Genomic DNA, 13,917 nt, shown 5'->3' on the forward strand with positions numbered 1-13,917 from the left:
ACTTCCCCGTCACTGACTCAATGCTCTCGCGAGCAGGCTCGCTCCCACATTTGATCCATGTCGGATACAAATCCTGCAACAGCTGAAGACCTCTGTGGGAGCGGGCTTGCTCGCGAAGGCTGAGTGTCAGTCGACTTCCCCGTCACTGACCCAATGCATTCGCGAGCAAGCTCGCTCCCACATTTGATCCATGTCGGACACAAATCCTGCAACAGCTGAAGACCTCTGTGGGAGCGGGCTTGCTCGCGAAGGCGGAGTATCAGTCGACCTCCCCGTCACTGACACAATGCTTTCGCGAGCAAGCTCGCTCCTGCAGTGGATTGCGGATGGCTATGAAAAACTGGCGGAAGACAGCCGGAGTCGAACCTGCCCGGGAACGGATGCCGTCCCCAACCGGGTTTGAAGCCCGGCCGCGCCACCGGGCGCGATTGTCTTCCTGAACTCAGAGTGCGTCGGCGTTAGCCAGCGCGTTGTCGGGGCGGATCTGGCGGGATTCGCCGAGGCGGCGGGTCAGGCCGAGTCGGTCGAAATATTCCAGATACTGAATGCAGCGTTTGCGTCCCAAGCCTAGCGCATCGCGGAAGGTTGTCACTTCGATCGCCGAATTTTCTTCGGCGAGTTTCAGCAGCAGCGCCGCCATTTGCCGCAGGACGATGTCGCTGATGAACAGGTCGCGCACCACCTGGTGCATCAGGCCAAGGCGTGCGAGTTTGCGCAGCAGCAAGCGGACGCTGGCGTCTTCTTCGCCGAGCACTTTCGCGGCGTCGCGCACCCATGGCGGGTCGAAACCGGCCTGTTCGAACAACGGCTGTAATTGCTGCCAGAGGTTTTCGTCGTCGGCATTCAGGCGCACTTGGTGATCAGGCAGGTGCAACCAGGGCCCGCTGGTGAGGATTGAGCCGGCGTTGAGCAATTCGTCGAGCAGGCTGATGAATGTCGAACGTTCCAGGGCCAGCGCGCTGAAGCGGCGCAGGCGATCGCGGTCCGGGCCCATCTGGTCGGGTTCCTGTTCGTGGAATCGCGCCAGTTGTTCGAGCAAGGTGAATTTCAGCTGGCCCCAGCGCTGGACGTTGAACAGCAGCGCGCCTTGACGGGTTTCGATCAGGCGGATGTTCTCCGCCAGCGACCACTGCGCGCGCGGGCGGTTGAACTGGCGTTCCAGGCGTTGTGGGTCGAAGCCGCCGGGGCTGTTGTTGAGCAACGCTGGCAGGGCTTGTTCGAGGTTGACGCTAAGGGCGAGGGTTTGCAGTTGCGCCAGACGTTCGGGGCTGCGGCGTTGGCGGGCCGGGGCGAACGGGTCGAGGACGATGCCGCCGCCAAGGGTGCGCTGGGCGCTGGAATCGCGCAGGATCAGCCGATCGCCTTTTACCGCGTGCACCGGCGCATTGATCAGCAGTTGCGCGAACATGCGTTCGCCTGAGCTCAGGCGCGGGCCTTGCAACAAGGCGACGCGGGCGATGACGTCCTGGGTGCCGAGATGCAGATGTACCGGGTGGAAATGTTCGAAAGTGCGCTCGCCGGGCAACAGCTGACACTCGATGTCGATGCGCTCGGTTGGCGCATGCAGCCAATCCGCCAGCAGCCATTGGCCACGGTGGATCTGCGCCAGTTCCAGGCGCTCGCCGCTGAGGTTCAGCGCCACGCGCTGGCCAGCAAAGGCCTGCTCGGCGGCCTGGTTCTGCGCGTGCAGGCCACGAATGCGCACCGATTTGCCCGCAGGCGCCAGAACCAGTTTCTCGCCCACTGCAACCGTGCCCGACAACGCCGTGCCGGTGACCACAATCCCCGCACCCGCGACGCTGAATGCACGGTCAATCGCCAGACGAAATCCGCCTTCGCAACTGCGTGCCTGCACTTCGCGCTGTGCCTGCAATAACGTCGCGCGCAACGCATCGACGCCCTGCCCGCTCACGCTCGACACGGTGAAGGTCGGCGCCTCGGCAAACGGCCCCGGCGCCAGCAGATCGAGCACTTGGCGCTGCACCTCTTCCACCCTGCCCGTTCCGGCACGGTCGCACTTGGTGATCGCCACCAGGGCGCGGGGAATGCCGAGCAGTTCGACGATTGCCAGATGCTCGCGGGTCTGCGGCATCACGCCGTCGTCGGCCGCGACCACCAGCAACACCAGATCGATACCCTGCGCGCCGGCGAGCATGTTGTGGGTGAATTTTTCGTGGCCAGGCACGTCGATGAAGCCGGTCAGCCCGGCGCCCGCTTCGAGTTCGGCATAAAGGTAACCGAGATCGATGGTCATGCCGCGTTCGCGCTCCTGCGGGCGGCGGTCGCCGGTTTGTCCGGTCAGCGCCTGCAACAGCGTGGTCTTGCCGTGATCGATATGTCCTGCCGTGCCGACGATCACAGGTCGACCTGCAATTGCGCCAGCTGCGCCAGCCACGCCGGTTCATCGTCGAGCTGGCGCAGATCCAGCCACAGCGCATCGTCGTCGATCCGCCCGAGTACCGGGATCGGCAAACCGCGCAGCGCCGCTTCGAGATTGAGCAGATAACGCCCGCGCCAGCGTTTGGACACTTGCGGGCGACAACACAGCGCCGCGCTCGGCAAACGCGCCACCGGTTGGCTGCCGCTGCCGATCATGCCCAACGCCTCGACCGCGCTGACCAGCCAGACCTCGCCCAACACATCGGCGAGCAACGGTTGCAAACGCAGAGCCTGCGCATGAATCTCGGCGTGCGGACGGGTCAGCAGGCGCAAGCTCGGCAGGCGCTCGGCAAGGCGATCCGGATCGCGGTACAAACCGAGCACCGCTTCCAGCGCGGCCAGGGTCAACTTGTCGACCCGCAGTGCGCGCTTCAGTGGATTCTTCTTGATCTTCGCGATCAGCTCTTTGCGCCCAACGATCAACCCGGCCTGCGGCCCGCCGAGCAATTTGTCGCCGCTGAAGGTGACGATGTCGGCACCATCGAGCAAGGCCTGGCGCACCGTCGGCTCCGCCGGCAGCCCCCAGCGGGTCAGATCGAGCAGACTGCCGCTGCCCAGATCCTCCAGCAACGGTAAACCATGGGTGTGCGCCAACTCGGCAAGCTCAGCGGTCGGCACTCGCGCGGTAAAACCTTCGATGCTGTAGTTGCTGGCGTGTACGCGCATGATCAAGCCGCTGCGCGGGCCAATCGCCGCTTGGTAATCACGGGCATGGGTGCGGTTGGTGGTGCCGACTTCGTGCAGGCGCACGCCGGCGCGGGCCATGATGTCGGGGATGCGGAAGGCGCCGCCGATTTCGATCAGTTCACCGCGCGAAATGATGCCTTCCTTGCGTGCGCCGAGGCTGTTGAGGGTGAGCAACACGGCAGCGGCATTGTTGTTGACCACGGTCACCGCTTCGGCGCCGGTCAATTCGCGGATCAGGCCTTCGATCAAATCATCGCGATCACCGCGCTTGCCAGTGGCCAGATCGAATTCGAGATTGAGCGGATAGCGTGCGGCCATTTGCACTGCTTCGATGGCTTCTTCGGGCAGCAAGGCGCGACCGAGATTGGTGTGCAGCACCGTGCCGGTCAGATTGAATACCCGGCGCACCTGGCTGCGCTGCTGTTGCGCCAAGCGCTCGCCGACGCGCCCGGCGAGCACTTCGGGACCGATCTCCACAGCCGCCAATTGCCCGCTCAACACGCCGGGCCGCAGCTCATCGAGCAACTGACGCAGGCCCGTCAGCAAAGAATCCCGGCCGTAGCGCTCGGCCAACGGCACGCACGCCGGGTGACGCAACAAGCCATCAATGGACGGCAACCGCAGGGCAACGCTGGAAGACATCAGCCACTCCTGATTTCACTGAAACAATCCCTTTTGGTAGCAAGCTTGCTCCCGAAAGGGTTTCAGAAGTGTAGACGCACTGCCGGAGCTAGCCTGCTCGCGAAAGCGGTGTGTCAGTTGGTGTGGTTGTCGCTGACCTGACGACTTCGCGAGCAGGCTCGCTCCCACAGGGGTTTTGTGGTCCGGCACAACATCTGTGGGAGCTGGCTTGCCAGCGATTGCGGTGGGTCAGTCAAAGAAGGCGGTGGCTGTGTCGACCGAATCGCTGGCAAGCCAGCTCCCACAGGGACTCGGGATGGAATGAACATTGTTGGTCACCACAAAAACCTGTGGGAGCTGGCTTGCCAGCGATTGCGGTGGGTCCGTCAAAGAAGGTGGTGGATGTGCCGACCAATCGCTGGCAAGCCAGCTCCCACAGGGATTCGGGATGGAATGAACATTGTTGGTCACCACAAAAACCTGTGGGAGCGAGCCTGCTCGCGAATGCGGTGTGTCAATCAATGAGGAAGTGGCTGACCTGACGCCTTCGCGAGCAGGCTCGCTCCCACAGAGAAATACGGGGCTGACCGGGCTTTGTGATTCGGCACACAAATTTGTGGCTGGCTTGCCAGCGATTGCGGTGGGTCAGTCAAAGAAGGTGGTGGATGTGCCGACCAATCGCTGGCAAGCCAGCTCCCACAGGGATTCGGGGTGGAATGAACATTGTTGGTCACCACAAGACCTGTGGGAGCGAGCCTGCTCGCGAATGCGGTGTGTCAGTCGGTGTGGATGTGGCTGACCTGACGCCTTCGCGAGCAGGCTCGCTCCCACAGGGAAATCCGTGGCTGACCCGGCTTTGTGATTCGGCACATAGACCTGTGGGAGCTGGCTTGCCAGCGATTGCGGTGGGTCCGTCAAAGAAGGCGGTGGCTGTGCCGACCTAATCGCTGGCAAGCCAGCTCCCACAGGGATTCGGAGTGGAATAAACATTGTTGGTCACCACAAGACCTGTGGGAGCGAGCCTGCTCGCGAATGCGGTGTGTCAGTTGGTGTGGATGTGGCTGACCCGCCGCCTTCGCGAGCAGGCTCGCTCCCACAGGGAAATCGGGGTCTGACCGGGCTTTGTGATTCGGCACATAGACCTGTGGGAGCACACCCCCTTCCACAATTTTGCTCTGGTCAGTCGTCTCCCGGCGCCAGCAGCAGATTGGGCGCCAGACGCTGATAGCCGTCCTGGGCCAGACGCATGTCCAGCAGCAAACTGCCGAGGTCCGCTGACAACGCTTCGGCTTCGGCGTCGTTCTCCAGGTAGAGCAATTTCAGGTAGCTGTTGCAGCTCGGGCAGACTTCGGCGCGCAGCGGTGCCTGTTCGGCGCTGTGTCGAACATCTTCCTGGCTCAGATATTCAAGGCCCTTGCTCTGTTCGCAATACACGCACTTGACCCGCACCACATGCCATTCGCAGGCGCACAGCGAGCACACCAGATAACGCAAACCGTTGTGTTTGCCGCGATGGCGAATCACCCCGGCCATGGCCGGCGAACCACAGGCCGGGCATTGGCTGAGGCTGTCGCCAGGTTTGAGTTGCAGCTGCGGCACGCTGAGCAGCCAGTGGCTCCAAGCGGCTTGCAGCGCCGCGCCGAGAAACGGCACCAGCGCCGCCGGCACCAGCGAATATTGCCCACTGACCAGCGCCACCGCCCACGCGCGCAACTGGCCGGCACTGGCGCCGCGCAGAGTGTCCAGCGCGTCGATCACCGCAGGCTGATCCGCTGGCGCATAGCGTTGCAGCAAAGCATCGAGCCACGGCTGCCAAGCATCCTCGCGCACTAACGTGTCCGCCGCGAACGGCGGCAGACCGCGCTGCTGACAGGCCTCGAAACGCTGCGCATCAAACCGCGCGCTCAGCGGCGGATCGTCGAACACTTGCTGTTGCGCCTGGCACAATCCGGCGATCAGCCGCAGGTAATCGGCCAACCCGTTGCCCTCGGCCAGACGCTCAAGGCGCTCGGCACGCAAGGCAAACAGGTTACGTGGTGGCAGGTACAGAAACGGCGGCGAACTGGCCGCCGCCTCGATTTCCCCGGGTTCAAGAATGCTTGGCAAAAGTCAGCCCTTTTTCGTCAGCGGTCGCTCGGGCACGTCCCGAGGCTGTTCGTCGCGGGTCACCTCGCGGTACCACAGCTCATGGTGTTTTCTCGCCCACGGGCGGCTGACCCAGCCATGCAGCATGGCGTCGACCGAACCCTTGATCCACAAACCGGCGTAGATGTGCACGATGATGCTCAGCACCAGCACGAACCCGGCCAGCGCATGCAACAGCATGGCCCAGCGGATCACACTGATGCCGAAATACACGCTGAACCACGCGCGCCAGATCACCAGCCCGGTGAACAGCAACCCGAGCATGCACAGCAGTAAAGTCCAGAACAGCAGCTTTTGCCCGGCGTTGTATTTGCCCACCGGCGGCACGCTTTCTTCGTCGTTGACCATCACCCGATTGATCCGCCGCAGCCACTGGCGATCATTGGCGATGAAGAAATTGGTGCGCCAGAAGCTGAACACCAGGCCGAGGAACAGCACGAACATGGCGATGCCCATGTACGGGTGCAGGATCCGCGTCCAGGTGCCGCCGCCGAACAGATTACTCAGCCAGAACAGCGACGGATGAAACAACGCCAGCCCCGACAGCCCGGCCATGAAGAACAGGATTGCCACCAGCCAGTGATTGGTCCGCTGGTTGGCGCTGTAACGCAGGATCGTCTTGTTGCTCATGGCCGCTCCTCCCCGCGTGGATCAAAGGTGTGCACCGCCGGGTCGACCACGTGTACCGAGGTGTCGGGCGGCGTCGGATGGTCATCCTCCTCGACACGATTCGGGCCGATGCGCACGTAGTGGAAGAACCCGGCCAGCACCGCCGCGCCCATGGCCAGCAGGCCGAGAGGTTTGCTGATGCCTTTCCACAAGTCCACCAGCGGACTGATCGCCGGGTGATCCGGCAGCCCGGCGTAGATTTTTGGCGTGTCGGCGTGGTGCAGCACGTACATCACGTGGGTGCCGCCGACCCCGGCCGGGTCGTACAAACCAGCGTTTTCAAAGCCACGGCTTTTCAGGTCGACGATGCGTTCGGCGGCGTGTTCTTTCATGTCTTCCTTGGTGCCGAAGACGATGGCCCCGGTCGGGCAGGTTTTCACGCAGGCCGGCTCCAGCCCTACCGCTACGCGATCGGAACACAGCGTGCACTTGTAGGCCTTGTGGTCCTTTTGCGAAATACGCGGAATGTTGAACGGGCAACCGGTGATGCAATAGCCGCAACCGATGCAGTGGTCCTGATCGAAATCGACGATGCCGTTGGCATGCTGAATGATCGCCCCGGGGCTCGGGCACGCAGCCAGACAACCGGGTTCGGCGCAGTGCATGCAGCCGTCCTTGCGGATCAGCCACTCAAGGTTGCCGGCGTCGGTTTCGTGCTCCGTGAAGCGCATCAGCGTCCACGAATCCGCCGTCAGGTCCTGCGGATTGTCGTAGGTGCCGTGGTTGTGGCCGACCTCATCGCGTAACTCGTTCCATTCCGAGCAGGCGACCTGGCAGGCCTTGCAGCCGATGCATTTGGTCGTGTCGATCAGCTTGGCAACGCCCTGCTGGGTTCTCACCGACGGCGGCACCGTGGTAGTGGCCGAGCGGGCAATGATGTCTTGGCTGGCCATTTACAGTTTCTCCACGTTGACCAGGAATGACTTGGATTCCGGGGTCTGTGTGTTGCCATCGCCGAGGAACGGCACCAGGGTGTTGGTCAGGTAACCGTGACGCGTCAGGCCGGTGAAACCCCAGTGCAGCGGGATGCCGATCTGATGCACGACCTGGCCGTTGACCTGCAGCGGCCGGATCCGTTTGGTCACCACCGCCACCGCCTCGATAAACCCGCGTTTGCAGCTGACCCGCACGCGATCACCGGCAGCGATGCCCTTCTCGTTCGCCAGCACCTCGCCAATTTCCACGAACTGCTCGGGCTGAGCGATCGCGTTCAACTTGCAGTGCTTGCTCCAGAAGTGGAAATGCTCGGTGAGCCGGTAACTGGTGCCGGCGTACGGGAAGTCCTTGGCTTCGCCGAGGGTTTCCCAGACCGAATCAAAGATCCGCGCCGCCGGGTTGCTGGTGGCCTTCTTGTTCTGCGGGTGCAGCGGATTGATGCCGATCGGCGTTTCGAACGGCTCGTAGTGCTCGGGGAATGGCCCTTCGTTCATCTTGTCGACGGCGAAGAACCGCGCCACGCCCTCGGGGTTCATGATGAACGGATTCATCCCGGCTTCCGGCGGCACGTCGGCCTTGTAGTCCGGCACGTCGGTGCCGGTCCAGGCCTTGCCGTTCCACCACACCAGACGTTTTTTTGGGTCCCACGGTTTGCCCGCCGGGTCCGAAGAGGCGCGGTTGTAGAGAATCCGCCGATTGGCCGGCCATGCCCACGCCCAGCCTTGATGCTGGTGCATGCCAAATGGGTCGGCGTTATCGCGCCGCGCCATCTGATTGCCGGCCTCGGTCCAACTGCCGGCGAAGATCCAGCAACCGGACGCGGTGCTGCCGTCATCCTTGAGCAAACCGAACCCGGCCAATTGCGTCCCCGCCTTGACCGTGACGCCGCTGGCATCGGTGAAATCGCTGACGGCGCTGCCGTTGATTTCCCGCGCCAGTTCTTCCGGCGAAGGCTCGTCGGGGATCTTGTACGGCCACGACAGTTTCAGCAGCGGATCAGGAAACTTGCCGCCCTCGCGCTGATAACGCTGGCGCAGGCGCAGGAACAGTTCGCTCATGATGCGAATGTCGGTCTGCGCTTCGCCCGGGCCGTCGGCGCCTTTCCAGTGCCATTGCAGCCAGCGGCTGCTGTTGACCAGCGAGCCGTCCTCTTCGGCAAAACAGGTAGTCGGCAGGCGAATGACTTCGGTCTGGATTTCCTCGGTTTTCACGTCGTTGTATGGCCCCACGTTCTGCCAGAACTCCGAGGTTTCCGTGGCCAGCGGGTCCATCACCACCAGCCACTTGAGCTTGGCCAAGGCGCCCATCACGCGGTTCTTGTCCGGCAACGCCGCGATCGGATTGAAGCCCTGGCAGAAGTAGCCGTTGACCTTGCCCTGGCTCATCAGGTCGAACATCTTCAGCACATCGTAGTTGGGGATGTCGAGCTTGGGCAAATGGTCGAACAGCCAGTTGTTCTCGGCGGTGGCGTTGGCGCCGTACCAGGACTTCATCAGGCTGACGTGGAATTTGCTGTAGTTCTGCCAGTACGAGAGCTGCCCCGGTCTGAGCGGCACCTGCGTGCGTTTGAAGATGAACTGACCGTAATCCTGCTCGCTGTCGCTGGCCAGTGTGAGGTAGCCGGGCAAGGCATTGGACAGCAGGCCAAGGTCGGTCAGGCCCTGAATGTTCGAGTGCCCGCGCAAGGCATTGACCCCGCCGCCGGGCATGCCGACGTTGCCCAGCAGCAACTGCACCATCGCCGCGCTGCGGATGATTTGCGCGCCGATCGAGTGCTGCGTCCAGCCGAGCGCGTAGAGAATCGTCATGGTCTTGCCCGGTGTCGAGCAAGTGGCGATCTCTTCCCAGATCTTCTGCATGGCATCGACCGGCATGCCGCAGATCTGGCTGGCCAGGTCGATGTTGTAGCGGCTGTAATGCTGCTTCATCAGTTGATAAACGCAGCGCGGGTCTTGCAGGGTCAGATCGACGCGGACGAAACCGTCCTCGGCGAACTCGTAGCCCCAGCCGGACTTGTCGGTGTAGCTGCGTTTTTCCGCGTCATAGCCGCTGAACAGGCCGTCTTCGAAGCCATAGCCGGCTTTGACGATGAACGACACGTCGGTGTAATTGCGCACGTATTCGTGCTGGATCTTGTCCTCGGTCAACAGGTAATTGATCAGCCCTCCCATGAAGGCGATGTCGGTGCCGGTACGGATCGGCGCGTAATAGTCGGCCACCGAAGCGGTCCGGGTAAAACGCGGATCGACCACGATCAGCCGCGCAGCATTGTGCGCCTTGGCCTCGGTCACCCATTTGAAGCCGCACGGATGCGCTTCTGCTGCGTTGCCGCCCATTACCAGGATCAGATTCGCGTTGGCGATATCGGTCCAGGTATTGGTCATGGCACCACGGCCGTACGTCGGGGCAAGACTTGCCACCGTCGGGCCGTGTCAGACACGCGCCTGGTTATCGAACCCCAGCAGGCCGAGGCTGCGAATCACCTTCTGAGTGATGTAGCCGGCTTCGTTGGATGCCGCCGACGCCGCGAGGAAACCGGTGGTCAGCCAGCGATTCACCGTTTGCCCGTTGGCATTTTTCTCGATGAAATTGGCGTCGCGGTCGGCTTTCATCAGGTCGGCGATGCGATCGAGGGCTTCGTCCCAGCCGATGCGTGTCCATTCATTGCTGCCGGGCTTGCGCACTTGCGGGTACTGCAAGCGGCCGGGGCTGTGAATGAAGTCGAGCAGGCCCGCGCCTTTCGGGCACAGCGTGCCGCGATTGACCGGGTGGTCGGCGTCGCCTTCGATGTGAATGATGTTTTGCGCCACGTTTTTGCCGGCATCGCCCTGGCTGTACATGATCAAGCCGCAACCGACCGAGCAATACGGGCAGGTGTTGCGGGTTTCACGGGTGTGGGCGAGCTTGAAGTGGCGCACCTGCTCGGCGAAGGCCGCCGTCGGGGCCATGCCCAACGCGCCCAGGCTTGAGCCTGCAAGGCCGATACCGGCGACCTTGAAGAACTGACGACGGCTGAGATCCATCGTGCACTCCTGATCAGGTGGAACCCGGTACTTGCGCCGGGCTTTATCTGGACAATCACGGTTGCAGCGCGACGGCGCTGACTTTTTCACTGTAGACAAAGACCTTGCGGACTGTGTGAAAACCGACCGTCGGGTGTGTGAGCGCAAAATTTGCCCTGCACCCCAATCCCTGTGGGAGCTGGCTTGCCAGCGATTGCGGTGGGTCAACAACACTTATGCCGACTGTGCCGACGCCATCGCTGGCAAGCCAGCTCCCACAGGGTTATGAGGTTGCCGTCAGGATTTATGTGCCTCGCCTGGGCCACGGGTTTATCATGGCGCCCACGAACCACCCGCCGTCACGAGACCATGCATGACTTTCGATTTTGATCAGCTGTTCGACCGCCACCACACTGGCAGCACCAAGTGGAGCCGCTACCCGACCGATGTGTTGCCGATGTGGGTCGCTGACATGGATTTCGCCGCGCCTCCGGTCATCATCGAAGCCTTGCAACAGCGTCTGCTGCACCCGCTGCTCGGTTACAGCGTGGCCCAGGACAATTTGCGTGAAGCGATCGTCGCCGATCTGTGGAACAAGTATTCATGGCAGGTCAAACCGCAGGAGCTGATCTTCCTGCCGGGCGTGGAATCGGGCTTCAACATGGCCCTCAAGGCTTTGGTCCAGGCGCAACAGAATGTCGTCGTGCAGGTGCCGAACTACCCGCCGCTGCGCCATGCGCCGGGGCATTGGGGCCTGAACAAGGTCGAGCTGGAATTCAACGCCCAGGCCGATGGCACTTACGCCACGCCATTGGATGCACTGCGCGAGTCGCTGATCGGCGGCGGCGCCCTGCTGTTGAGCAACCCGCACAACCCGATCGGCAAGGTCTTCGCCCGCGAAGAATTGCAGGCAGTGGCGGATATCTGCGCAGCGCAGGACGCGTGGATCATCTCCGACGAGATTCACGCCGAACTGTGCTTCGACGGCCGCGTGCACATTCCCACCGCATCGCTGAGCCCCGAGATTTCCAAACGCACGATCACCCTGATGTCGGCGAGCAAGGCCTACAACATCGCCGGCCTCAAGACCTCGTTCATGATCATTCAGGACGCCGCCCTGCGCGAACGCGTCAACCACGCCCGCTGCGGCATGGTCGACAGCGTCAATCCGCTGGGCATGGAAGCCACCCGCGTCGCCTACAGCGAAGCCGCACCGTGGCTTGCCGAACTGAAAACCTACCTGCAGGCCAACCGCGACTGGCTGGTGAACGCGGTGCGCACGCGCCTGCCGGGCGTGAGCATCAATGTGCCGCAGGGCACCTATCTGGCATGGCTCGATTGCACAGCGCTGGATCTGCCGGATCCGCAGCGGTTCTTTCTCGAACAGGGCAAGGTCGGATTGAGTGCGGGACTGGATTTTGGCGACGCTCATCAGCAGTTCGTACGCTTGAATTTCGGCTGCCCGCGGGCGTTGCTCGAAGAAGGGATTGCGCGGATGGAGCGGGCTTTGGCTAACCGCAATCTCTGATCCTGCCCCGAGATTCCCCTGTGTAAGTGATCCCCTGTGGGAGCGAGCCTGCTCGCTCCCACATGAGATTTGTGGAGTTGTCGGGAACCTCAGTACAACGGAAAACCCTGTGGGAGTGAGCTTGCTCACGAATGCGTCCGGACAGGTAAATATCTGTTTCTGACACACCGCTTTCGCGAGCAGGCTCGCTCCCACATTGGTTTTGCATGGCCAACCAAAATCCAGCGCAAATCCGATCGAACTCCAGGCAAAGCCACCGGGTCAACCCGGAACACTGGCCTTGAAATCAGGAGACCCTGCGATGACTCACTATCCAAAACCACCCTTCCCGAAACAAGCCCAACCGGTGCCTGGCTCGCAGCGCAAAATGGAGCCGTACCCAGACTGCGGCGAGCAAAGCTACGTCGGTTCCGGCCGCCTCGCCGGCAAGATTGCGCTGATCACCGGCGCTGACAGCGGCATCGGCCGCGCCGTCGCAATTGCTTTCGCCCGTGAAGGCGCCGACGTTGCCGTGGCTTACTTGAATGAACACGAAGATGCCAAGGAAACCGCACGCTGGGTCGAACAGGCCGGGCGTCAGTGCCTGCTGCTGCCGGGTGATATCGCCGAGAAAGCGCATTGCCAGGCGCTGGTCGACAAGACCGTTGAGCGCTTTGGCCGCATCGACGTGCTGGTCAACAACGCCGCATTCCAGATGACCCACGAAAACTTCGAAGACATTCCCGATGACGAATGGGTGATGACCTTCGATGTGAACATCACCGCCATGTTCAGGATCTGCCAGGCGGCGATCAAGCACATGGGGCCCGGTTCATCGATCATCAACACCAGCTCGGTCAACTCGGACATGCCCAAGCCGACCCTGCTGGCCTACGCCACCACCAAAGGCGCGATCGCCAACTTCACCGGTGGTCTGGCGCAGATGCTCGGGCCGAAGGAAATTCGCGTCAACAGCGTCGCACCCGGCCCGATCTGGACGCCGCTGATCGTCTCGACCATGCCCGACGAAGAAGTGCAGAACTTCGGCGGCAGCACCCCGCTCGGCCGTCCCGGCCAACCGGTGGAAGTGGCGCCAATTTACGTGCTGCTGGCCTCCGACGAAGCCAGCTACATCACCGGTCAGCGCTACGGTGTGACCGGCGGCAAACCAATGCTGTAACCGTGCAGCAGAAAAACTGAACCCGAGCGGCATGGCATCCCTCCATACCTGTAAGCGCCTACGGGCCAACAGGAACAGGAGGTTGTCATGTCCGCCCCCCTCGTCAGACTCTTCACCCAACCCAACTTCGCCTGGACCGATATCCGCCGCGAAGAAGAAACCCATCCCCGCCACTACCTCGCTCATCTGCTACTGCTCGCGCTGATTCCGGCGGTGTGCCTGTTCGTCGGCACCACCCAAGTCGGCTGGAGCCTCGCCGTGGGTGAAAACGTGCGCCTGAGCACGGCCAGCGCACTGCAATTGAGCGTGTTGCTGTACGTAACGATCGTCGCGGGCGTTGCGGTCATGGGCGGGTTCATTCGCTGGATGTCGCGCTCGTTCGATGCGCGGCCGACGCTGAATCAATGCATCGGTTTTGCCGCTTACACGGTGACGCCGTTTTTCCTCGCCGGCATTGCCGGACTGTACCCGAGCCGCTGGCTGGCGATTCTGGTGCTCGGCGCGGCGTCGATCTACTCGACGTTTTTGCTGTTCGTCGGCCTGCCGACCTTCATGCACGAGCGCAAGGAGCAAGGCTTGTTGTATTCGGCCTGCGTGTGGGGCGTTGGCTTGCTGGTGCTGGTGACCATGCTGGTATCGATGATCCTGCTCTGGTTCAACGTACTCATCCCCGAGTACCTGCGCACGACCGTGAGCTGACCCGGTGCGCCTGTCCTTGAAAATTCGCTGCT

At 62.3% G+C, this 13,917-nt stretch carries 9 protein-coding genes and 1 tRNA gene; 3 read left to right on the forward strand and 7 right to left on the reverse strand.

Features of this window, described 5'->3' with window-relative positions:
- Nucleotides 1-341: 341 nt before the first annotated feature.
- The 7 genes from ACZ0AZ_RS23170 to fdnG all read right to left on the reverse strand — a co-directional run bounded on the left by ACZ0AZ_RS23170 (nt 342) and on the right by fdnG (nt 10,520).
- Nucleotides 342-437: transfer RNA gene (locus tag ACZ0AZ_RS23170), tRNA-Sec, on the reverse strand.
- A 5-nt stretch (nt 438-442) separates the two neighbouring features.
- Nucleotides 443-2,359 (reverse strand): selenocysteine-specific translation elongation factor, encoded by a 1,917-nt coding sequence (selB, locus tag ACZ0AZ_RS23175; protein WP_463538806.1) that lies wholly within the window; start codon nt 2,357-2,359, stop codon nt 443-445.
- Nucleotides 2,356-3,768, reverse strand: coding sequence for an L-seryl-tRNA(Sec) selenium transferase (gene selA, locus ACZ0AZ_RS23180; RefSeq protein WP_463538238.1), 1,413 nt, complete (start codon nt 3,766-3,768; stop codon nt 2,356-2,358). The genes selB and selA overlap by 4 nt, the downstream gene beginning before the upstream one ends.
- A 1,158-nt stretch (nt 3,769-4,926) precedes the next feature.
- Nucleotides 4,927-5,853 carry a formate dehydrogenase accessory protein FdhE gene (gene fdhE, locus ACZ0AZ_RS23185; protein ID WP_463538239.1) on the reverse strand — a complete coding sequence of 309 codons (927 nt, stop codon included), beginning with the start codon at nt 5,851-5,853 and terminating at the stop codon, nt 4,927-4,929.
- 3 nt (nt 5,854-5,856) lie between these two features.
- Complete coding sequence (locus tag ACZ0AZ_RS23190; protein ID WP_129999368.1) at nt 5,857-6,522, reverse strand: formate dehydrogenase subunit gamma; 666 nt, start codon at nt 6,520-6,522, stop codon at nt 5,857-5,859.
- Nucleotides 6,519-7,454 (reverse strand): formate dehydrogenase subunit beta, encoded by a 936-nt coding sequence (fdxH, locus tag ACZ0AZ_RS23195; protein WP_129999369.1) that lies wholly within the window; start codon nt 7,452-7,454, stop codon nt 6,519-6,521. The genes ACZ0AZ_RS23190 and fdxH overlap by 4 nt, the downstream gene beginning before the upstream one ends.
- Nucleotides 7,455-10,520 carry a formate dehydrogenase-N subunit alpha gene (gene fdnG / locus ACZ0AZ_RS23200; RefSeq protein ID WP_463538240.1) on the reverse strand — a complete coding sequence of 1,022 codons (3,066 nt, stop codon included), beginning with the start codon at nt 10,518-10,520 and terminating at the stop codon, nt 7,455-7,457. It lies immediately after the preceding gene.
- Between the two features lie 352 nt (nt 10,521-10,872).
- Here fdnG and ACZ0AZ_RS23205 point away from each other — a divergent pair, with 352 nt between their 5' ends.
- The 3 genes from ACZ0AZ_RS23205 to ACZ0AZ_RS23215 all read left to right on the forward strand — a co-directional run bounded on the left by ACZ0AZ_RS23205 (nt 10,873) and on the right by ACZ0AZ_RS23215 (nt 13,885).
- Nucleotides 10,873-12,027, forward strand: a complete 1,155-nt coding sequence (locus tag ACZ0AZ_RS23205) for a MalY/PatB family protein (protein WP_463538241.1) — start codon at nt 10,873-10,875, stop codon at nt 12,025-12,027.
- A 301-nt stretch (nt 12,028-12,328) separates the two neighbouring features.
- A complete protein-coding gene (locus ACZ0AZ_RS23210) occupies nt 12,329-13,186 on the forward strand; it encodes a glucose 1-dehydrogenase (RefSeq protein WP_039761504.1) in 858 nt (285 codons plus the stop codon).
- An 87-nt stretch (nt 13,187-13,273) separates the two neighbouring features.
- A complete protein-coding gene (locus ACZ0AZ_RS23215; RefSeq protein WP_039761506.1) occupies nt 13,274-13,885 on the forward strand; it encodes a Yip1 family protein in 612 nt (203 codons plus the stop codon).
- Nucleotides 13,886-13,917: the final 32 nt, after the last annotated feature.

The organism is Pseudomonas sp. AC239 (genome assembly GCF_979258545.1).

What these genes read in the sequence shown, in the direction of transcription:
- selA (WP_463538238.1), bottom strand. Translation starts at nt 3,768, where the DNA reads ATGTCTTCCAGCGTTGCCCTGCGGTTGCCGTCCATTGATGGCTTGTTG.
- ACZ0AZ_RS23190 (WP_129999368.1), bottom strand. Translation starts at nt 6,522, where the DNA reads ATGAGCAACAAGACGATCCTGCGTTACAGCGCCAACCAGCGGACCAAT.
- fdxH (WP_129999369.1), bottom strand. Translation starts at nt 7,454, where the DNA reads ATGGCCAGCCAAGACATCATTGCCCGCTCGGCCACTACCACGGTGCCG.
- ACZ0AZ_RS23205 (WP_463538241.1), top strand. Translation starts at nt 10,873, where the DNA reads ATGACTTTCGATTTTGATCAGCTGTTCGACCGCCACCACACTGGCAGC.
- ACZ0AZ_RS23210 (WP_039761504.1), top strand. Translation starts at nt 12,329, where the DNA reads ATGACTCACTATCCAAAACCACCCTTCCCGAAACAAGCCCAACCGGTG.
- ACZ0AZ_RS23215 (WP_039761506.1), top strand. Translation starts at nt 13,274, where the DNA reads ATGTCCGCCCCCCTCGTCAGACTCTTCACCCAACCCAACTTCGCCTGG.